This is a genomic window from Microbacterium neimengense (assembly GCF_054782995.1).
In genome coordinates, this window is record NZ_BAAGRK010000003.1 from 1,509,429 (window position 1) to 1,529,765 (window position 20,337).

Genomic DNA, 20,337 nt, shown 5'->3' on the forward strand with positions numbered 1-20,337 from the left:
TGCCCGCATCCTCTCTTCGCGCACGCGTGCGCGCATCTCTCAACCGGCCGAAGGAGCCCGTCATGAGAAGAATCAGGGCCTCGCTGGCTCTCGTCGTCGCCCTGGTGCTCGCCTTCACCGGGCTCGCCGCCGTGCCCGCGACGGCAGCAACCCCCGACGAGGACGTGAACACGATCGTGTCGCGTCTGCAGGAGTACTACCTGGCGCAGGGCGACGAGATCATCATCGCCAACGGCATCTACCTGGCGCGGGTCTCGGAAGCGCAGGAGTACGCCGCCTCCCAGAATCCCGACGGCTCCTGGTCGGACGTGGACTACGCCGACCGGACGAGCTCGGCCAACGGGGCGACGTGGTCCGCCTACATCGCGCTCTACCGGATGCTCGCGATGGCTTACGCGTACCGTGACGCCGATGCGAAGGGCTTCGAAGATCCCGCCCTGGTCGCCGCGGTCGACCGCGCCCTGACCTACTGGGATGCGGTCGACCCCGGCAACCAGAACTGGTGGGAGACCGAGATCGGCGAGTCCATGGCGATGGGCCGCATCTCGATCTTCCTTGGAGGAGTGCTCAGCGACGAGGCCTTCGCCGCCAGCCTGAAGCACAACACCGGGAAGCTCGACCCGGTCGGTGCCAACGGCGCCTGGCGCACGACGAACTACCTGTTCGAGGCGGTCGCCTCGCGCAACTTCGAGAACATCGCTTCCGGCTTCGACACGATGGCCGCGACGGTCGCCGTGGACAACTCCGGGAACGTCAACGAGGCCGTGCAGCCCGATGCCAGCTTCTGGGCCCACGAGGCGCAGCTCTACAGCGAGGGCTACGGCATGGCGCTGTTCACCAACGTCGCGCTGTGGGCGGATGCGGCGCGGGGGACCAGTCTCGGCTTCACGCGCGCGCAGCTCGACGACATCGCGTTCTACATCATCAACGGCACACGGTGGATGATCCGCGGCGAGGTGGGGATGCTCTACCTCGGCTACCGACCGCCCAAGACGATCGACGGCGTCACGAGCTACGCCTCCGAGTTCCTCGAACCGCTCGACGAGATGGCGCGCACCGACGCGCTTTACGCCACGCAGTACCGTGCGCTCGCCGACAACATCCGCGGTAAGGCCGCCGGTAGTGGCATCACGGGCGACAAGTACTTCTGGCGTTCCGAGTTCTCGTCCCACATCCGCGACGAGTACGGGATCTTCACCCGTCTCAACTCCAGCCGCACCGTCGGTGCGGAGTATCGCTCCACGTTCCGTCCCGAGGTCGGCAACGAGGTCTTCTGGAACTCGGCTTCGGCCACCGCCATCCAGGTGAACAACCGTGAGTACCTCGACCTCGGTCCCGCCTTCGACTGGTTCCACTACCCGGGCGTCACGGCTCCCTACGTGAAGGAGCAGACGCGAGGAACGAACGGCCGCGTCGGCAACGGCGGCAGCTTCACGGGCGGCGTCTCGGACGGCCGGTACGGCGCGAACGTGTACACGCTCGACCGCGCGAAGACGAAGGGTCTGAAGAGCACCTTCCTCTTCGACGATGAGATGGTGGCGCTGGGCACGGGCATCGGTTCGACGGCGGATGCTGCCGTGCACAGCGTCGTCAACCAGGCCGCCGCCAAGGACAACGCCACGGTGGACGGCAAGTCCGTCGCCGACGGTGCGGACGGTGTCGTGGTCGACGATCCTTCGTGGGCGTACAACGACGAAGTCGGCTACGTGTTCCCGTCCGATCAGCCGGTCACCGTCTCGAACAAGACGCAGACCGGCAGCTGGGTCGACGAGGATGCGGTGAGTCGCGACGCCTTCACCCTGTACTTCGACCACGGCACGAAGCCGACGGATGCGGGCTACGAGTACATCGTGCTGCCCGCCGCATCCCCGGCCGAGGTCGAGCGCTACGCCGCCGCTCCGGCGGTACGCATCCTGCAGAACGACGCAAACGTGCAGGCCGTGCGACACGCGGGTCTTCAGCGCACGATGGCGACGTTCTTCCAGGCCGGCGCCCTCGATCTCGGCGACGGACGTACGCTCGAGGTCAATCAGCCCGCCATCGTCATCCTCGACGAGTCGGGTGCGGAGCCCGTCGTCAGCATCGCGAACCCCGACAAGCCCGGGCTCGTCGTCGCCGTCACTCTTCGAGGGGCGGACGCGCTGCACGCCGGAACCTTCGCTCTGGGGTCGGGGCCGAACCTGGGTAAGACCGTCACGGCGTCCTTGACGCCGACCGACGGAGCTCAGGCGTCGGCCTACTCGGCAAGCAACTCGGCCGAGGGGCACGGTGCCGCACTCGCGGGCGACGGCGACGCCGCCACCTCGTGGGCATCCTCCGAAGGCGGGGTGCAATGGGTCGCCAAGGATCTCGGTGCCGGCGCGTTCGTGACCGGGCTGACCCTCGAGTGGGGCGCCGATGCTGCCACGCGATACCTCGTGCAGACGTCGCAGGACGGTGCCAACTGGAGCGATCTGCGGTTCGTGCAGAATGCGGATGGAGGCACCGAGACGCTCGAGTTCCCGCCCACGGCGGCGACCTTCCTGCGTGTACTGCTCCTCGAGAGCGCCGGGAAGAGCGGCTACTCGATCGCCGAGATGTCGGTCGAGGCCAGTCGCAATCTCGCGCTCGGTCGATCGGTGACGGCGTCGGGCGGTTCCGCGGCCGGCAGCATCACCGACGGCAACATGGCCAGTCGCTGGAGCGCCAACCTCTCCGACACGGCCTGGACCCAGGTGGACCTCGGCTCTGTGCAGCCGATCGGCACTGTCCGATTGTGGTGGGAGGCCTCGTACGCCAAGCAGTACCGCATCCAGGTCTCCGACGATCAGAACACCTGGCGCGATGCGTACGTCACCCCCACGGGCGGCAGCGACGGCGGACTCGACGTGATCGCGGTGCAGGAGAACGCCCGCTATGTGCGCATGCAGTCCGTCCAGCGCAGCACGACGCAGTACGGCGTCTCGATCTGGGAGATGGAGGTGTTCGAGGGCGACGCGATCGCCACGGCACCCACGACGCCCGTCGGGCGGGAGAACCTCGCGCTCGGCCGTCCCACGACCGCCGAGTCCTCGTACAACGCGACCCTCGAGCCCCGCTTCGCCACGGACGGCATCGGGACGACCCGCTGGGCGTCCCGCCGGGAAGACGCTCCCTACAAGACGGAGCGCTGGCTGCAGGTCGACCTGGAGGCGCCCCGCACCGTCAACCAGGCGGTGCTGACGTGGGAGTCGGCGACCTCCAACGACTTCCGGCTGGAGGGCTCGCTCGACGGCCAGACCTGGCAGGAGCTCGCGCGGGTGCAGAAGTCGTCCGCGGAACTGAAGAACACGGTCGACTTCGCCGACGCCGAGGTGCGGTACGTGAGGGTCGCCGGCCTCCCGGTGACGAAGTACGGGATCTCGCTGTTCGAGTTCGAGCTGTACGGCGGTTACAACTTCTCGTGCACCTCGCCCGACGTCAGCGCGGCCCATGGCGACATCGCCGCCGTGACCGCATCCATCGCCCCGCTCGACGCCGATGACGTCTTCACCGCCTACCCGGTGGATGCGGCCGTCGCCCGCGTCGAGGGTGCGCCGCGCATCGGTGCGGACGGGTCGGTCGCCTTCGATCTGCGTGCGGGCGAGTCAGGCTCCACGCGGGTGCTTCTCACGCACGCGAAGGGCGACGAGATCAACTGGTGCTCGGTCAATGTCGCCGTCGACACGGCCGCGCTGCAGGAGCTCGTCGACCGCGGCAACGCGCTCGACAGCACCGTCTACACCCCTGAGAGCTGGCGTCCGGTGCTGCCCGCGCTGGAGGCGGCCAAGGAGGCGCTGCGCACGAGCGGGATCGGACAGTCGGCGATCGACCAGCGAGCCGAGGCGCTGCGCGCCGCGCTGGACGGCCTCGTCGAGATCGGTCAGGAGCCCGAGGTCACGGTGCCTTCGGCGCCCGCCTCGCTGACGGCGGCTGCCGAAGGCGCCGCGGTCATCGCGACGTGGCTGGCGCCGGAGGATGACGGCGGGGCTGCGGTCTCGGCGTACGAGCTCACGATCGGCGACCGGGTGAGCGTCGTCGGCGGCGACGTGCTGACCGCGCGTGTCGACGGGCTCGCTGCGGGGATCTACTCCGTGTCGGTCCGTGCGCAGAACGAGGCCGGTTGGTCGCCCGCGACCACGCCGGTCTCGGTGGAGGTCGTCGAGCAGTCGGACCGGACGCCGACCGTGACCGCCTCGGGTGGCCTGCGGGCCGGAGGGAACGTGACGGTGACGGGCGCGCAGTTCACACCCGGCGCGGAGTACCTCGTGCAGCTGCGCTCGAGCCCGCGGGACCTCGGCACCGTCACGGCGGATGCAGCCGGAGCGTTCACGCTCACCGCGGACATCCCCGCCGACGTCGCCGGTGGGGCGCACACGATCGTCGTGATGCGTGACGGCGTCGACATCGCCTCGACGGAGGTGCGGATCGATGCCTCGGTCGGTGGTGGCACTGATGCGCAGAACCCGGCCGACGGAGCGCTGCCGAGCACGGGCGCCGACCTCGCCTGGGTGCCGTGGTTCGCGGCGGCGGGGCTGCTCATGCTGACCCTGGGCGGTGCGCTCGTGCTCGATCGACGCCGGCGCCGCACGGGCGACTGACGTCAGAGCGCACATGCGGATGGCCGGGTCTTCGGACCCGGCCATCCGTCGTTCTGGCTCACCGGCAATGGACGACCACCTCGCCGTCGATGGTTCCTGTGGTGGGCATACGATGTGATGCGATGCCTCCTGGGAACGTGTCCTGATGGGGACCTTTCACGTCGTGCTGGCGTTCGTCATCGTCTCGACGGTGGCGGCTTTCATGATCGGCTGGTGCATCCCGATCGGTCGATTCGTCGGTGAGTACATCGCGCCGGCTCTGGGCGTCATGGCCTTCTTCTGGAGGAGTCGGGCGTCGTGGTTTCTCCTCCTGTTCTCGGGACTCGGTACCCAAGCGATCGTCTTCGCCGCGCTGGCTTACCGTGCTGATATCGATGACCTTGTCGCCGGGTTCGACCGCTCGCCGGTTCTGTTCTCCGTCGGAGTCGTGACGTGTGGCGCGACATTGGTGACGCTGTGGGCCGGCGTGCCCCTGCGGGCGCTGTTGCGACGAACGTACGGACGCGACGAGGTCGGATCCGCGGTGGCGCTGGGTGCGCCGCTTCTCCTGTCGCTCGTGTCAGTGCTCTGCGTCTGCCTGACGCTCCTCCCCGTCTGAGCGAGCGCGCGGCGCCGTCGACGAGAACACGGATGCGGCGAGGCCCAAGCCCCGCCGCATCCGTGCGAACGCTCCGTCGCGCTCAGCCTTCGGCGCGCTCCAACTCGGCGACGCCGATCGAGGAGTCGGCCATGCCGTAGAACACGAACCAGCGTTCGCCGATCTTCTCGATCGCCGTGGGGAAGACGACATTGCCGAGCGTGCCGGAGAGCTCCTCGGCGGTCTCGGGCGCGAGCAACGGCTCCGGTGTGCGCGCGAGCACGCGGCGCGGATCGGCCGCATCCAGAAGGATGGCGCCTGCGCTGTACTTCGACCCGTGCGCCAGCTCGAATCCGCGCGGCGTCGCACCGGAGACGCCGTGGTGCAGGAGCAGCCAGCCCTCGGGAACACGCAGGGGCGAGGGACCGGCGCCGATCTTCGCCGATTCGTACGCGGCTTCGGGCGCGACGATCTGCGACGAGTTCTCGACCAGCGTGAGTGCGGCGATATCGCGCGTCGCGGCGTCGAGGTCCACGTAGCCGATCCAGATGGACGGGCGATCGTCGGTGATGCCGGCCGGAGGCCGCGCACCCTCGCCCGGTCGCAGCCAATCGAGGTCCCACATGGGGCGGTGAAGCAGCGCCAGCGACGGGCGTCCGTCCGGCCCCGGCACAGCTTCGGGGAAGAAGACGATGTCCTTGTTGGGGTAGAGGTTCAGATCCGCGTCGAGCTCGGGCTGATACGCGAAGCGGATGGGGCCGAGGCGCCGCCAGTCGACGGTGTCCGTCGACACGGCGATCGCGGACTTGGGGCCGAGCGGGCCGTACGCCACGTACGTCATCACGTGGATGCCCAGGGGCTCGACGAAGGTGATCCGAGGGTCTTCGACTCCCGCGTTCTGGCGCCCGTGCTCCCAGCCCTCATCGGGGGAGAGCACCACTCCGAGGCGTTCGACGCCCGTGGGCACGCCGTCCTCGATCACCACGCGGGCGCGGGCGATGCGTGAGACATTGCCCGTCGCGACGATCCGCGGGTAAAGGTAGAGCTCGCCGTCGGGTCCCCACGCCGTTCCGGGGTTGAGCACGCCCTCCACCTCATGGGGGTCGTTCGTGTCGGCTTCCATGAGGTTGCCGACCCGGCGCAGTGCGTACGCGATGGTGGCGTCGGGTTCGAGTTCGTCGGTCTGGGTCATCTGCCTTGCCTTGTCGAGGGACGGGTCGGGGATGCGGCTGCCGTGGCGATCAGCCCTTCACGGCCGAACCGAGGTTCGCCGAGGTGAAGTGCCGCTGGAAGACGAGGAAGAGCACGACGACGGGAACGGCGAGCACGCACGCACCGGCGAGCACCGCTCCCATCGGGTTCGCGAGGAAGGAGCCGTTCGACTGCGAGAAGTTCGCCAGACTCACCGCGAGGGTCTGCAGGTTGGCGTCCTTGGTGACCAGGAACGGCCACAGGAACTCGTTCCAGGGGCCGATGAAGGTGACGAGCATCGCGGTCAGCACCGCGGGGCGCACGAGCGGCACGGCGATCGAGCGGAGGATCCGCAGCTCGCCTGCTCCGTCGATGCGCGCGGCGTCGAAGATCTCCTTCGGGATCTGCAGGAAGTACTGCCGGAAGATCAGCACGGCGACGGAGTTGATCGCGAACGGGAGGATCATGCCGAGGTAGCTGTCGGCCAGGTTGAAGTAGCGCACGACCATCACGTAGAGCGGGATCATGAGCAGCTGGAACGGGATGGCCTGCACGAGCAGCACGAGGGCGAACACCAATCCTTGGCCGCGGAACTGCAGCACCGACAGCGCATAGCCCACGAGCAGCCCGAAGATGAGCGTGCAGCCCACGACGCCCGCCGTCATGATCAGCGAGTTCAGCAGCGAGCGGAAGAGGTTGATCGACTCGTTGACCTCGACGAAGTTGTCGAGCGTCAGGTTTCCGGGGAGGGGGAGCAGCCCGAAGAGCGTCGTGTCGCGCTGGCGCTGCAGTGCACCGAGCACCATGTAGTAGAACGGCACGAGCGCGGCGAGGGCGCCCAGGCCCAGCGCGACGAAGCGCAGCGCAGCGAGGGCGCGGGAGCCGCCGACCGAGCGAGGCTGTTCCTTCGCGCGACGGGTGCGCGGAGCGATCGAGGCCATCAGTTCTTCCTCTCGGTGAGGCGACGCGACACGAGCGAGACGATCATCACGAGCAGCACGAGGATCATGCCGATCGCCGCCGCGATATCCGGCTGCCCCTGCTGGATGCCCTTCTGGTACATCAGCAGCGCGGGTGTGAGGGAAGCGCCGTTGGGCCCGCCGCCGGTGAGCAGGTACGGCTCGGTGAAGATCTGCCCGGTCGTGATGATCGACAACAGGATGACCAGCGAGGTCACCGGTGCCACCCCGGGCAGGGTCACCGAGCGGAAGCGCTGCCAGCGACCGGCGCCGTCGAGCTGAGCCGCCTCGTACTGCTCCTGCGGCACGTTCTGCAGCGCGGCGAGATACAGCAGGATGTAGAAGCCGAGGTTCTTCCAGGTCACGTAGACCGCGATCAGCGGCATGATGATCGCGGGGTTGGCGAGCCAGGTCGGGTCGGGTGCGAGCTCACCCAGCAGTGTGTTCACCACTCCGTTGCCGTTGAAGAGGAAGATCCAGACGGCGATGGTCGCCACCGAGGCGGTCACGTAGGGGATGTAGTACGCGACGCGGAAGAAGCCCTTCCAGTGCACGACGGCGTTCAGGCCGCTCGACAGGAGGAGGCCGAGGACGACGGTCAACGGCACGTTGATCACGAGGAAGACGAGCAGGTTCAGGAACGCCTGATGCACCTGCGGGTCGGCCAGCACCTGCGCGAAGTTGTCGAAGCCGACGAAGGGCTGCGGCACCTGCACCCCGGGCGCCGTGAAGAAGAAGTCGTGGAACGACATCCAGATGCCGAAGCCGAAGGGCACCAGGAACACCACGACGACGAAGGCCACGTACGGCGCGCTCAGCAGCATCCCGAGCGGATTCTCACCGAGCCAGCGCTGCAGGCGCCGGCGGCGACGCGGCGACCCGTCGCGTCTGCTGATGAGCGCAGTCACTGCTGTCCGGCCTCTCGCCCTGGTCGCGACATCTCGCGTACTCCCTCGTCTCGCTCCGCGCTCGGCGACATCGCGACCGCGGGCGTGCTGTGCACGTCCCCCGAGTAAACCGGTTTTTGTTCGTGAGATCAACTCTGGATCTGATCGCGCGTGATTCCGCGTTATGGCGAGGGTTGCGCGGGGGAGAATTCAACTAAATCGCACTAAACGACGTTATGATTCTGAGGTGCAGAACGAGCCTTCCCCTCCCCGCGGTGCGAGCGCCGGCGCTGCGCCCGTTCGGGGCAAGCGCAAGGGTGAGACTCGTAAGGCCACGATCGGAGACGTCGCCGCGATGGCCCGTGTCTCAAAGAGCGCCGTCTCCTTCGTCTTCAACGGCCGCGGCGGTGTGGGCGAGGAAGCGCGCGCCCGGATCCTCGACGCGGCCGCGGCCCTGAACTGGAAGCCGGATGCGCGCGCCCGGGCGCTCTCGCGCAGCCGGGCGCAGGCACTGGGCTACATCGTCCGGCGCGAACCGGAGCTCTTCAGCACCGACCCGTTCTTCCCGCAGTTCATCGCGGGCGTCGAGAGCACGCTGTCCGGCGAGGGCTACGCTCTCGTGCTGCAGGTCGTCGACAGCGAGGAGACCGAGCGCGCGGCGTATGCGAGCTTCGCCAACGAGGCGCGAGTGGACGGGGTCTTCCTCGGCGATCTGCGGATCGGGGACCAGCGGCCCATCGAGCTGGCCGAGCTCGGTCTGCCCTACGTTCTCGTCGGGCCGGACGCGCCGTCCGGCGCGGGGCCGGATCCCATCGGCCTCGACGACGCCGCCGGTGTCCGTCGCGCCGTGCGTCACCTCCATGCGCTCGGACACCGGCGCATCGCCCACGTCGGCGGCTCCGACCGGTACGTCCATTCCGCGGTGCGCCGCCGGGCGTGGGAAGACGAGATGGCCGAGCTCGGGCTGGAGCCGGGCCCCACGGTCGTCGCAGATTTCACCGGAGCCGCAGGAGCCAAGGCGACCCATGAACTGCTCGATCTGGCGGCTGCGCCCACCGCGATCATCTACGCGAACGACCTGATGGCGATCGCCGGGATGTCGGCCGCGATCGATCGCGGCCTCCGTGTGCCTGCAGACCTCTCCGTCGTCGGCTTCGACGACATCCCGCTCGCACCCTACGTGGTGCCCCCGTTGACTACCGTCCGGCAAGACGTCATCCAGTGGGGTCGGGCGAGTGCCAGGGTACTCATCTCCCTCGTGGAGGGGCGGGAGCCCGCTCCGATCGACCTGCCCCCCGTCGAGTTCATCATGCGCGGCAGCACGGGCCCGGTGCGCGCCGGCGCGTGAGCCGCCGCCGCGATTCGCGCAATCCGTGATCCTGCTCCTTCCGCGGCCGATATCCTCGCTGAGGGCATCTGCCCCTGCAGCCGTTCGGCTGCGGCCCTCGCATCCGGGAGAGTGCGTATGTCGGTCGGCCTGCTCGCCGTCGTCGATGACATCCTGACCGCCGCCATCAAGGCGAGCGCGAAGACCGCCGGTGTCGTGATCGACGACGCCGCCGTCACCCCGCAGTACGTGCAGGGCATCACTCCGGCTCGGGAGCTGCCGGTGGTGTGGAAGATCGCGCTCGGCAGCCTCATCAACAAGTTCGTGATCATCATCCCGATCGCGCTGCTGCTGACCGCGTTCGCGCCGTGGGTCCTGCCGTTCCTGCTGATCCTGGGCGGCGGCTTCCTCTGCTTCGAGGGTGCCGAGAAGGTTCTCGAGTGGTTCGGTGCGCACCACGAGGATGCCGACGAGGACGGTCCCCGCGACGAGAAGAAACTCGTGTTCGGCGCGGTCCGCACGGACCTGATCCTCAGCACCGAGATCATGCTGATCGCGCTCTCGAGCCTCGATCCCGACTTCGGCATCTGGATGACCCTCGGCGCGCTGCTGGTCATCGGTCTCGCCATGACCGCGTTGGTCTACGGCGCCGTGGCGCTGCTCGTGAAGATCGACGACATCGGCCTGCGTCTCATGAAGAGCGACGCGCGCCGCATCCGCCGTTTCGGTGTGCGCGTCGTCGCGTCGATGCCCGCCGTCTTCCGGGTCATCAGCGTCGTCGGTACGGTCGCCATGCTGTGGGTCGGCGGTCATCTCGTCGTGGGCAACCTGGCCGAGACGCTCTGGGGTGGTCCCGAGCACCTGGTTCACGCCATCACGCACCTCGTAGAAGCGGCCGGCCCCGTGGTGGTGTGGACCGTCGAGACGATCCTGTCGGCCGTCTTCGGTCTTGCCCTCGGCCTCATCATCGTCGCCGTGGTCACCGGAATCTCACGTCTCACGAAGCGCGGCCCCCGCGCGGATGCGGCCCACTGAGCGCTGAGGTGTGCACTGCGGGATCCGGCGGGATTGCGCCGCAGATCGTACCGGCGCGCCTCGCCGACTGTCATGATCGCGGCGTGAAATCTCTCAAGCCGCTCGTCTTGGTCGCGGCAGCCCTGGTGCTCACCGGCTGCTCGCAGGCTGCGACGGACACGGCCGAGCCAGCGGGGAGCTCGGCTACGGCGGGCGCCGATTCGGGTTCGGCGCCCGCGCCCGAGGCGGGGTCGGGCACGGGCGACGCATGCGCGCTCGTGCCCTCCGCCGATATCGCCGCAGCTCTCGGCGTCGATGCGATCGAGGGGGTGGCCGCCGAGGGGCAGCAGGGTCTGCAGCAGTGCACGTGGACGTACGCCGAGACGCACTCCGCCATCGCGCAGTACACGGGCGATGCCGACGCCTTCCTGCCCGCTGAGCTCTACCCGCAGGGGCCGAACGCCCAACCCGTCCCGGGCGTCACGCGCGGCTGGGCCGATGCCTCCATCGGCACGATCCTCGTCGTCAAGGGCAACGAGGGTCTGCTGCTCGTCGACATCGATCCCGGCGGATCGGGCGCCGACCCGGGTCTGTGGGCGAGCCTCGGGGAGACGATCGCGAACCGCTTCTGACCCGTCCGCTGCGGGTTTCGGCGGATTCCGCATCCGGTTCGTATCGCGGCAGGCCTCCTGCGTGGCACGATTCCCCCGAAACCGGCAGAGGGGCGGACCGCGTGGGGGACGACGTCGACGGCAGCGCCGAAGCGTGGCAATTCGTCACGGGCGTCCTGCTGCGCGTCTTCGGCGGGGATGCGGCCCTCGAACTCGCCGGTGCCTCGGCGCGCTCAGAAGCGGCGACACACCGCGCCGACCGCGCGCTCTTCCGGGTCGCCGCCACGATCGCCGCGGTGATCGCCTGCCGCTTCCCGGATGCGGCCGCCAACGCCCGTCGCGCGCTGGACGAGAGCGACGGGTGCGCGGCTCCCGTCATGCGCCTGGCAGCATCCGCGATGCTGACCGCAGATGCCATGGTGGGCACCGAGCATGCGCACCGTCTCGGAGTAGACGCGACCGCCGTGGCCGGAGCTCTCTCCGGGGCAGGCGAGGGGTCGCTGCTGACGAGGTATTTGCTAGCCGAGGCCGCGCTCAGTTCGGGGGGCTTCGATGTCGCCGACGCGCTGATCCGCGGCGCCGAGCTCGCCCCGGGGCAAGTGGCGACGCGCGACACCGAGCGCGCTGACCCGGCCGCGGTGGCCTTGCAGTTGCTCGCCGCGCGCAGCGGTGCCTTCCACGGGCGCCGCGACGAAGTGCGCTCCATCGCGGAGGGACTCTTCCGCAGTGCGGCGATCGTGCCGCCGCGGGCGCTCGTGGTGCTGCAGGCCATCGGGAGCTACGGCGCCGCTGTCGCCGGCGACCGGGACCGGTTCTTCCCCCTCGCGGATGCGGTGATCGCACGCACGCGCCGCGACGAGAACTATCTCTCCGTGGGCTCGTCGCTCTACGTGGCCTGGGGCTTGCGCGCCGTCGGGCAGCTGCAGCGCGCGGCGGCGCTGCTCGTCTCAGCGGCGGGCGCCGACCTGTCGCGTTGCAAGGTGTGGGACCGCGCCTTCGCCACGGAGGTGCTCGTCGAGGCGGCGCTATCGCGGGGGGACACCTATCGCGCCGGCGTCCTTTTGCGTCGCAGCGGCGCTCTGGCCCGCCATCGCGTGGCGGCCTCGTCGCTCACGCGCGCCCGTGGTGCGCTCGCCCTGTCGCAGGGACAGACGGCGGATGCGGAGGCGCTGGCCGCGGCATCCGTGCGCATCGATGAAGCCGCGGGAGCGGCGACCGAGGTGCTGCGCGGCGAGCTCGTGCGTGCGGACGCGCTCGCCGCCGCCGAACCCGCGGCGGCGCTGGAGCTGCTGCTGCGCCTCGCGCGGCAGGCCGATGCGGTGGGCTATGAACGCCACCGCATGCTCGCCGCTCGTCGCTGGCGGGAGTTGGCCGCGCGGGTCGGCGGAGCGCGGGGCGATCTCGCCGTCATGACCGAGAAGCAGCGCGAGGTGGCGGTGCTTCTGGTCGAAGGGAACACGAACGCCGCCATCGCGCAGGTGCTCTACCTCTCGCCGCGCACCGTCCAGAGCCACGTCGAGGACATCCTGCGGATCACGGGAGCGCCGACGCGTGGTCGCGCGGCCGCCCTCCTCGGCCCACGGCGCGGGCTCGACCTGGCGCAGCTGAGCCCGCGTCAGCGCCAGGTCGCGGCGCTCGCCGCGGCGGGAAGCCGCAACGCCGAGATCGCCGCATCCGTCGGGCTCAGCGTGAAGACCGTCGAGCACCACCTCGCCGAGGCCCTGCACCGGCTCGGACTCCCGTCCCGAGCGGGCCTGGCGACGGTCGCCTTCGAGCCGGTGGCGCCGGAGCCGGCCGACCTCACCGGACGACCGACTCCTTCTCCGTCTCGGTGACCTCGCGGCGCGCCCGACGGCGGGCCACGATGCGTCCGCGCACCGAGAACACGAGGACCGCGGCCAGCAGCACGTAGAGCGTGACGGTGATCGGGCTGTGCACCAGCACCGAGAAGTCACCGTTCGCGCTCATCGCCGCATCCCGCAGGCTCGTCTCGGCCAGCGGGCCCAGCACCATCCCGATGATCAACGGCGCGAGCGGGAAGTCCATCGCCCGCATCAGGAACCCCAGAACGCCGATGCCGAGCAGCATGAGCAGGTCGAACGTCGATCCGGAGGTGGCGTAGATGCCCAGCGCGCAGAAGACGGTGATGCCCGCGTACAGGTAGGGCCGGGGGATCAGCAGCAGCTTGGCCCACAGCATCGCGAACGGCAGGTTGAGGATCAGGAGCACGACCATCGCGATGAAGAAGCTCGCCAGCAGCGCCCAGACGAGCTCGGGGGCGCGGTCGAACAGCAGCGGGCCGGGCTGCAGGCCGTACTGACGGAACGCCGCCAGCATGATCGCGGCCGTCGCGGAGATCGGCAGGCCCAGCGCGAGCAGGGCGCCCATCGCCATTCCCGTGGTCGCGTTGCCCGCAGCCTCGGGGGCTGCGAGACCGCGGATCGCCCCTCGCCCGAACTGCGGCTTCTTGCGTCGGGCATCCAGCCGCTTCTCCAGCCCGTAGGCGAGGAAGGTCGGGATCTCGGATCCGCCGGCCGGCACGACGCCGAACGGCAGACCGATCGCGGTGCCGCGCAGCCACGCCGGCGTCGCCTCCTTCAGTTCCTTCCGGCTCAGCCACGGCCGACCGGTGGGCGTGATGATCTTCTTCGCGGTGTCGTGACGCGCGAGGCAGGCGACGAAGATCACCTCGCCGAGCGCCAGGATGGCGACCGTCACGGTGACCAGCGAGACGCCGTCGAACAGCTGCGGCGACTCCATCGTGAAGCGCGGCGCTCCCGACACCCCGTCGATACCGATCACGGCGATGCCGAGGCCGATGAACAGCGACGTCAGCCCCTTGATGACGTTGTCGGTGACGACGGACGAGGTTGCGGCGAACGCGAAGACGGCGAGGGCGAAGAACTCCGCCGGGCCGAACCGGCTCGAGAAGTCCGCGAGGGCGGGGGCCAGGAACACCACGACGATCGACGCGATGAACCCGCCGATGAAGGCGCCGATGGCGGCGGTGGCCAGGGCTTGGGCGGCCCGGCCGTTCAGTGCCATCTTGTGACCCTCGAACGTGGAGGCGATGGCCGATGCCTGCCCCGGCGTGTTCATGAGGATGCCCATCGTCGAGTCGCCGAACAGGCCGCCGAAGTAGACGCCCGCGAACATGATGAACGCTGCAGTGGGATCGAGCGAGAACGTGATGGGCAGCAGCAGAGCGACGGCCATCGAGGAGCCGAGGCCGGGCAGGACGCCCACGGCCGTTCCCAGAAGGCAGCCGACGAGCACCCACAGCAGGTTCTCCGGGGTGAAGGCACCCGCGAAGCCCTGGGCCAGAAGTTGCAGAGCATCCATGTCAGAACCCCCCGAGGATGCCGGACGGGAGGGGCATCCCGAGCAGCATGTCGAATCCGATGTAGGCGAGCGAGCTGAGGGTCGCGCCGACCGCCAGCATCTGGATGGGCTTCGATGCCCCGAATCCCCGGGCGATGCACCAGAAGAGCAGGGTCGCCGCGATGATCCAGCCCAGCAGATCCAGCAGCAGCGCGAAGGCGAAGAAGGAGACGATCACCCATGCCAGCGAGCGCACGTCCACCCGCACCGGGCGCGGCGGCGGTGCGTCGTCGTCGGCCTCGGCCGCCAGCAGCTCCGCCGTGAGCGGGTCCGGCATGGCCCGGATCTCCCGCACCGCCGTGATCGCGAGCGAGACGGCGAACACGTAGAGGCCGGCGGTGACGATGCCGGGGAAGAACTGCGGCCCGGGGAAGGCGGCACCCTCCGGCACCCGCATGGTGAGGATGCCGATCAGCAGGTACGTCGCGAAGGCCGCGACGATGAGGGGCATGGTGAGGCCCTTCAGCAGCGCTGCGATGCCGGGGCCGGAGACGAGTCGCAGGCGCTCGCCGAGGACGGCGGAGGTGGCTGTGGGATTTGCGGGGAAGGTCACAGGCCCATCTCCTCGTAGAGCGTACGGATGCGGGACTCCTCGTCGTCGAGGAACCCGGTGAGCTCGTCTCCGGTGATGACGCGCTCGGTCCAGCGGTACCGCTCGACGGCGTCCTGCCATTGCGGTGTCTCGACGGAGTCGAGGATGAGTTGCGTGAGCTGATCCACCTCGTCGTCCGTGAGCCCTGCGGGCGCCGCGAGCATGCGCCAGTTGGTGAGGGAGATGTCGTAGCCCTGTTCGGCCGCGGTGGGGATGTCGATCCCGTCCACGGGCTCTTTGGCCACGAGGGCGAGCGCGCGGAGGCGTCCGGCCTCGATCTGGTCGATGTTGTCGGGGTATCCGCCGGCCGCGGCCTTGGCGGTGCCGTTGAGAAGCGCCTGGATCGCCTCGCCGCCGCCGTCGGACGAGATGTAGGTCGTGTTCACCGGGTCGATCCCGGCGGCGAGGGCGAGGTCGGTCACGACGAGCTGATCGAACGAGCCGCCGCCTGTCCACGGCAGCGCCTTGGGATTCTCCTGCCACGCCGCGACGAGATCGTCGAGGCTCTCATACGGAGAGTCGGCGGGTACGACGATGACGTCGTACTCCTCGACGATGACGGCCAGCGGCGTGACGTCGGCGAGGGTCGCGGCGGAGTTGAACTGGATGGTGGCGGCCAGCAGGCCCGTGCCGCCGACGAGCAGATTGTTCGCCTGACCGTTCAGCACGGACACGTTGCCGAGGGCGATCGTGCCGCCGGCGCCCGGCATGTTCACAACCTGCACGTTGTTCACGAGGCCGTTCGCCTTCTGCGCCTGTTGCAGCTCGCGCGCGACGCCGTCCCAGCCGCCGCCGGCGGCCGCCGGGGCGACGATGGTCATCGAGGCGTTGATCTCCTGCCCGCTGGCGGCCGAGCTGATCGAACCGAACGCGGCGACGCCGACGGCGGCGGCGGTCACGACGCCGCCGATCACGCGGCCGATCACGGTCCTGGTGGTGGTCTTGGTCCGGCGGGCGGACTCATCCGAGGGGGTGGTCATCATTGCTCCATTCGCGCGGACATCGTCGTCTCCGCGAGATCGACCTAGGATGGCAGCGCGCGAGCCGGCGAGGCCGTTCGCGCCGATTTGTTCCCATAAACACGCACGCGGCGACGGAGCCGTAGGGCGAGGAAGCGAGCACGATGGCGTTCGGGCACCGGCAGCGCGCCGTCCGGCTCGCCATGCTCGTGCTGCCCTCCGTCGTCACCGTCGCGGCCCTCGGGCTCACGACGGCGGTGGCTCTGTCGCTGCAGGAGACCCGCATCCGTGACGCGACGGCGCAGCGCGTCCAAGAGGTGGCGACGAGCCTCGCCGCTCTGAGCGAGGTGCGGCAGACCGTCGCATCCGTCTCCGACGCCGGCGCGCCCGGAGACCTCGCGGACGCCTCGGACCTCGCCCCTGCGACGGCCGCCCTGCAGCCGATCGCGGAGCTGGTGGCGCGGGCCGCGGGTGTGTACTACGTCGTCGTGACCGATGACGAGGGGGTGCGCATCACGCATCCGCTCGCGTCTGAGCGCGGCGTGCAGGTGTCGACCACGAACGCCTCGGTGCTCGCGGGCACGCCTTTCCTCGGCACCGAGACGGGCCCGTCGGGGCCGTCGCTGCGCGCGAAGGTGCCGGTCGTCGACGGGGAGCGCGTGGTGGGGATGGTCGCGGTCGGGGTGCTCGAATCGGACATCGCCGCGGAACGCGAGCAGGCCCTGGGGGCACTGCTGCCCTGGGCCGTGGGTGCGCTCATCGTCGCGACGCTCGCCAGCTCCGCGCTGACGGCGGCGGTCGAGCGCCGCTTCCGCCGCCTCGACGAGCTGGCGATCGAGCACGCGCAGATGGGGCGCACGACCGCGGCGCTGCGCGAGCAGTCCCACGAGTTCACGACACGCCTTCACGTCGTCCACGGGCTCGTCTCCCGCGGCGACGCCGACGAGGCGCTCTCTTACATCGAAGACATCGTGCCCGTCTCGGGTGCTCGGCACGATGAACGGGATGCGGGGATGCCGCTGCGCGATGCCGCCGTCCACGCCGTGCGTTCCGACGTCCTCGCCCACGGTGCTCAGGTCGAATTCGACATCGCCGTCGAGCGCGACATCGATGACGAGGTCGTCACCGTGCTCACCAACCTCTGCCGCAACGCCGCGGAGGCGGGGGCCACCCGCATCCGCTGCACCCTGCGCGAGCGCGGCGACCTGCTCGTCGGCGCGGTCGACGACGACGGTCCCGGTGTGGACCCGCGTCAGGCGACGCGGATCTTCGCCCTCGGGTTCTCTTCGAAGCCGGACGCCACGGGCAGCGGACGAGGCATCGGGCTCGATCTAGTACGCCGGCTCGTCACCTCGCGCGGGGGCGCGATCGAGGTGGGCACCTCCACGCTGGGCGGCGCCCGGTTCTCCTTCGAGATGGAGCGGCGCGCGTGAACGGCAACATCCGGGTGCTGGTCGTCGACGACGACAGGGGGGCCCGCGCGCTGCACAGCGGCTTCGTCGCCGCGACGAGCGGCTTCACAGTCGTCGGCACCGCGGCGAGCGGACGGGAGGCTCTGGGCTTCGAGCTCGACGCGGTCGACCTCATCCTGCTCGACATGCGGCTGCCCGACATCAGCGGCGTCGAGGTGCTGCACCGCCTCCGCACGATCGGCGGCTCGGCGGTGGACGTGCTGGTCATCAGCTCCTCGCAAGACCAGACGACCGTGAGGCAGGCGCTCGCGGCGCATGTGGTGGGGTACCTGATCAAACCGTTCACCGAGTCGGCGCTGCGCGCACAGCTCGAGCAGTATCGAATGCGTCGTCAGCAGGCGCTGGAGGATGCGCGCGAACGCCCGATGAGCCAGGGGGAGATCGACAGACTGCTGACGACGGGAGGCATCCGTACCGGGGAGCGCATTGCAGCGGCGTCCGCTGCTGCCCCCGCGTTGCCGAAGGGGCTGGCGCAGCCCACTCTCGATCGGGTGGCGGCGGCGCTCGATCCCGTCATCGCGCGCTCGGGCGCCGAGGTCGCCGACACGTGCGATCTGTCGCGTGCGACGGCGCACCGTTACCTGACGCATCTCGTCGAGCTCGGGCTCGTCGACCGCGCCCACCGCTACGGCAAGCGGGGTCGTCCCGAGGTCCTCTACCGGCTCGCGCCGTCTCACGCCGCGGGCGCGACGGCCCGCTGAGACCCCTCGCTCTGGACGGGCGAGTCGTGATTGTGTGGGCGCACGCGAACAACGCCCCGGAGGCAGCAATGAACGCTCGTCGAGGTCCCCACCGCCCGCCCGCCGGAAGCGAGAGCCGGCTGAGTATCAATCCCGTGTTCGTGCGTCCGGGGGAGGCCGCGGAGTTCGACCGCTATCGGCTCCCCGCAGGACCGAGCCTGCCCGAGACGGCGTACCAGATCGTGCACGACGAGGCGATCCTCGACGGCAACTCGCGCCTGAACCTCGCCACCTTCGTCACGACGTGGATGGACGATCACGGGCAACGGCTTTACCGCGAGGCCTTCGACAAGAACATGATCGACAAGGACGAGTACCCCGCGACCGCCGAGATCGAAGAGCGGTGCTGGCGGATGCTGGCAGACCTCTGGAACGCACCGGACGCCGCCGAGACGATCGGCACCTCGACGATCGGCTCGTCGGAGGCCTGCATGCTGGGCGGGCTCGCCCTGAAGCGGCTGTGGCAGGAGCGTCGCAGGGCCGACGGGAAGCCGACCGATCGGCCCAACCTCGTCATGTCCGCTGCCGTTCAGGTGGTGTGGGAGAAGTTCTGCAACTACTGGGAGATCGAACCGCGGTACGTGCCGGTCACCCCGGATCACCTCGTGCTGGACGGAGAGGGCCTGGAGCAGTACGTCGATGAGAACACGATCGGCGTCGTCGCGGTGCTCGGACGGACGTTCACGGGACTCTACGACCCGGTCGCCGCCATCGCGGCGAAGCTCGACGAGATCGAGGCCGACACCGGGTTCGACGTCCGCATCCATGTCGACGGCGCATCCGGCGCCATGATCGCCCCCTTCTGCCAGCCCGAGCTGGACTGGGACTTCCGCATCGCCCGCGTCAACTCGATCAGCACCTCGGGGCACAAGTACGGGCTCGTATACCCCGGCGTCGGCTGGGTCGTGTGGCGGGATCCGGGGGTGCTGCCGGAGAGCCTGGTCTTTCATGTCAGCTATCTCGGCGGCGACATGCCCACCCTCGCGCTCAACTTCTCCAGGCCGGGCGCGCAGGTGCTGCTGCAGTACTACCAGTTCCTCCGCCTCGGACGAGAGGGCTATCGGGCCGTGCAGCAGAACTCGCTCGACGTGGCGCAGTTCCTCTCGGGCGAGATCGAGCGCATGGGACCCTTCGAACTCGTGAGTCGCGGAGACACCATCCCGGTCTTCGCCTGGACGCTGAAGGCCGGCCACACGGACATCTGGAATCTCTACGATCTGGCGGACCGCTTACGGATGAAGGGGTGGCTCGTGCCGGCCTATCCGATGGCCGACGACATGAGCGACACGGTGCTGCAGCGCATCGTGGTGAAGGTCGGGCTCAGCCGGGATCTCGCGGCCTCGCTCATCGCCGACCTCCGCGCCGAGGTGGACTTCCTCGATCGGCTGGATGCCCCTCTGCCGCGCGAGCGCACGACGGGCTCAGGTTTCCACCACTGAGCCGGGCGTACGCTCCCGGGAGGACGCTCCCTCCGTTCCTGGACCCAGGCGCCGGAGCCAGCGCGGCAAGGTTACGCTCGGCGGGTGAGCGCCGACCTCGACCGCATCGTCTTCCGTGCCGCACGCGGGGATGACCTCTCCGCAATCCTGGCCTTCTGGGCGGAGGCGGCCGAGAACGAAGCCCGACCGGCCGACGACATCGCGATGCTGGCGGCGCTGCTCGAGCGGGATGTGGACGCGCTCGACCTGGCGGTGTACGACGACGGCGTGGTCGGCACGCTCATCTCGGGCTGGGACGGCTGGCGCGCGCACCTCTATCGCCTCGCCATCCGCCCCGATCTGCGCGGCCGGGGGATCGCCGCCGAGTTGCTTCGTCGCGCGGAGGCTCGCCTCGCGGCCCTGGGTGCTGTGCGACTCGACGCGATGGTGCTCGAGCAGAACGGACTCGGACAGTCGTTCTGGGCGACAGCCGGATTCAGCGCACAGCCCGAGTGGCGGCGGTGGGTGCGACCGACCGGTCGTTGAGGCACTCGGCGGCGCCGCGTTCCGCTCAGTTCGGCACCGACGGCAGGACATGATCGATCTATAGG

Annotated in this window: 16 protein-coding genes; 10 read left to right on the forward strand and 6 right to left on the reverse strand. The window is 69.5% G+C overall.

What is annotated here, in order from left to right; genetic code table 11:
• Positions 1–62: 62 nt before the first annotated feature.
• On the forward strand, positions 63–4,598 hold the full coding sequence (locus ACYVJS_RS10025) for a discoidin domain-containing protein (protein ID WP_460739794.1): 4,536 nt from the start codon (positions 63–65) through the stop codon (positions 4,596–4,598).
• A gap of 145 nt (positions 4,599–4,743) precedes the next feature.
• On the forward strand, positions 4,744–5,196 hold the full coding sequence (locus ACYVJS_RS10030; RefSeq protein ID WP_460739795.1) for a hypothetical protein: 453 nt from the start codon (positions 4,744–4,746) through the stop codon (positions 5,194–5,196).
• 82 nt (positions 5,197–5,278) lie between these two features.
• Here ACYVJS_RS10030 and ACYVJS_RS10035 read toward each other — a convergent pair whose 3' ends face one another.
• Genes ACYVJS_RS10035 through ACYVJS_RS10045 form a run of 3 tightly spaced genes read right to left on the reverse strand, consistent with a single transcriptional unit; the run spans position 5,279 to position 8,233 of the window.
• Positions 5,279–6,367, reverse strand: coding sequence for a glycoside hydrolase family 130 protein (locus ACYVJS_RS10035; RefSeq protein ID WP_460739796.1), 1,089 nt, complete (start codon positions 6,365–6,367; stop codon positions 5,279–5,281).
• Between the two features lie 49 nt (positions 6,368–6,416).
• Positions 6,417–7,307 carry a carbohydrate ABC transporter permease gene (locus ACYVJS_RS10040; protein ID WP_460739797.1) on the reverse strand — a complete coding sequence of 297 codons (891 nt, stop codon included), beginning with the start codon at positions 7,305–7,307 and terminating at the stop codon, positions 6,417–6,419.
• Entirely contained in the window at positions 7,307–8,233 is a 927-nt protein-coding gene (locus tag ACYVJS_RS10045) for a carbohydrate ABC transporter permease (RefSeq protein WP_460739798.1), read from the reverse strand. The genes ACYVJS_RS10040 and ACYVJS_RS10045 overlap by 1 nt, the downstream gene beginning before the upstream one ends.
• Positions 8,234–8,459: 226 nt before the next feature.
• Between ACYVJS_RS10045 and ACYVJS_RS10050 the strand changes: the two genes are divergently transcribed.
• The 4 genes from ACYVJS_RS10050 to ACYVJS_RS10065 all read left to right on the forward strand — a co-directional run bounded on the left by ACYVJS_RS10050 (position 8,460) and on the right by ACYVJS_RS10065 (position 12,999).
• Entirely contained in the window at positions 8,460–9,560 is a 1,101-nt protein-coding gene (locus tag ACYVJS_RS10050; RefSeq protein ID WP_460739799.1) for a LacI family DNA-binding transcriptional regulator, read from the forward strand.
• A gap of 117 nt (positions 9,561–9,677) precedes the next feature.
• Entirely contained in the window at positions 9,678–10,574 is an 897-nt protein-coding gene (locus ACYVJS_RS10055) for a DUF808 domain-containing protein (RefSeq protein WP_460739800.1), read from the forward strand.
• 83 nt (positions 10,575–10,657) lie between these two features.
• Positions 10,658–11,185: a hypothetical protein gene (locus ACYVJS_RS10060; RefSeq protein ID WP_460739801.1), complete on the forward strand. Its 528-nt coding sequence runs from the start codon at positions 10,658–10,660 to the stop codon at positions 11,183–11,185.
• A 101-nt stretch (positions 11,186–11,286) separates the two neighbouring features.
• Positions 11,287–12,999, forward strand: coding sequence for a LuxR C-terminal-related transcriptional regulator (locus ACYVJS_RS10065; protein WP_460739802.1), 1,713 nt, complete (start codon positions 11,287–11,289; stop codon positions 12,997–12,999).
• Here ACYVJS_RS10065 and ACYVJS_RS10070 read toward each other — a convergent pair.
• From ACYVJS_RS10070 to ACYVJS_RS10080, 3 genes are read right to left on the reverse strand one after another with little or no spacing between them, the layout of a single operon-like run.
• Positions 12,965–14,506 carry a tripartite tricarboxylate transporter permease gene (locus ACYVJS_RS10070; RefSeq protein WP_460739803.1) on the reverse strand — a complete coding sequence of 514 codons (1,542 nt, stop codon included), beginning with the start codon at positions 14,504–14,506 and terminating at the stop codon, positions 12,965–12,967. The two genes, ACYVJS_RS10065 and ACYVJS_RS10070, sit on opposite strands and share 35 nt — an antisense overlap.
• Before the next feature lies 1 nt (position 14,507).
• Entirely contained in the window at positions 14,508–15,098 is a 591-nt protein-coding gene (locus tag ACYVJS_RS10075; protein WP_460739804.1) for a tripartite tricarboxylate transporter TctB family protein, read from the reverse strand.
• Positions 15,095–16,117, reverse strand: a complete 1,023-nt coding sequence (locus ACYVJS_RS10080) for a tripartite tricarboxylate transporter substrate binding protein (protein ID WP_460739805.1) — start codon at positions 16,115–16,117, stop codon at positions 15,095–15,097. The genes ACYVJS_RS10075 and ACYVJS_RS10080 overlap by 4 nt, the downstream gene beginning before the upstream one ends.
• Positions 16,118–16,260: 143 nt before the next feature.
• On the opposite strand from ACYVJS_RS10080, the gene ACYVJS_RS10085 reads away from it, so the two are divergent.
• The 4 genes from ACYVJS_RS10085 (at position 16,261) to ACYVJS_RS10100 (ending at position 20,272) form a co-directional block, all read left to right on the forward strand.
• Entirely contained in the window at positions 16,261–17,529 is a 1,269-nt protein-coding gene (locus ACYVJS_RS10085) for an ATP-binding protein (protein ID WP_460739806.1), read from the forward strand.
• Positions 17,526–18,269 (forward strand): response regulator, encoded by a 744-nt coding sequence (locus ACYVJS_RS10090; protein WP_460739807.1) that lies wholly within the window; start codon positions 17,526–17,528, stop codon positions 18,267–18,269. The genes ACYVJS_RS10085 and ACYVJS_RS10090 overlap by 4 nt, the downstream gene beginning before the upstream one ends.
• 68 nt (positions 18,270–18,337) lie before the next feature.
• Complete coding sequence (locus ACYVJS_RS10095; RefSeq protein ID WP_460739808.1) at positions 18,338–19,747, forward strand: glutamate decarboxylase; 1,410 nt, start codon at positions 18,338–18,340, stop codon at positions 19,745–19,747.
• A gap of 84 nt (positions 19,748–19,831) precedes the next feature.
• On the forward strand, positions 19,832–20,272 hold the full coding sequence (locus ACYVJS_RS10100; protein WP_460739809.1) for a GNAT family N-acetyltransferase: 441 nt from the start codon (positions 19,832–19,834) through the stop codon (positions 20,270–20,272).
• Positions 20,273–20,337: the final 65 nt, after the last annotated feature.

Coding starts and splice junctions, on each gene's coding strand:
- ACYVJS_RS10025 (WP_460739794.1), top strand. CDS start 63: ATGAGAAGAATCAGGGCCTCGCTGGCTCTCGTCGTCGCCCTGGTGCTC.
- ACYVJS_RS10030 (WP_460739795.1), top strand. CDS start 4,744: ATGGGGACCTTTCACGTCGTGCTGGCGTTCGTCATCGTCTCGACGGTG.
- ACYVJS_RS10035 (WP_460739796.1), bottom strand. CDS start 6,367: ATGACCCAGACCGACGAACTCGAACCCGACGCCACCATCGCGTACGCA.
- ACYVJS_RS10040 (WP_460739797.1), bottom strand. CDS start 7,307: ATGGCCTCGATCGCTCCGCGCACCCGTCGCGCGAAGGAACAGCCTCGC.
- ACYVJS_RS10055 (WP_460739800.1), top strand. CDS start 9,678: ATGTCGGTCGGCCTGCTCGCCGTCGTCGATGACATCCTGACCGCCGCC.
- ACYVJS_RS10070 (WP_460739803.1), bottom strand. CDS start 14,506: ATGGATGCTCTGCAACTTCTGGCCCAGGGCTTCGCGGGTGCCTTCACC.
- ACYVJS_RS10080 (WP_460739805.1), bottom strand. CDS start 16,117: ATGACCACCCCCTCGGATGAGTCCGCCCGCCGGACCAAGACCACCACC.
- ACYVJS_RS10085 (WP_460739806.1), top strand. CDS start 16,261: ATGGCGTTCGGGCACCGGCAGCGCGCCGTCCGGCTCGCCATGCTCGTG.
- ACYVJS_RS10095 (WP_460739808.1), top strand. CDS start 18,338: ATGAACGCTCGTCGAGGTCCCCACCGCCCGCCCGCCGGAAGCGAGAGC.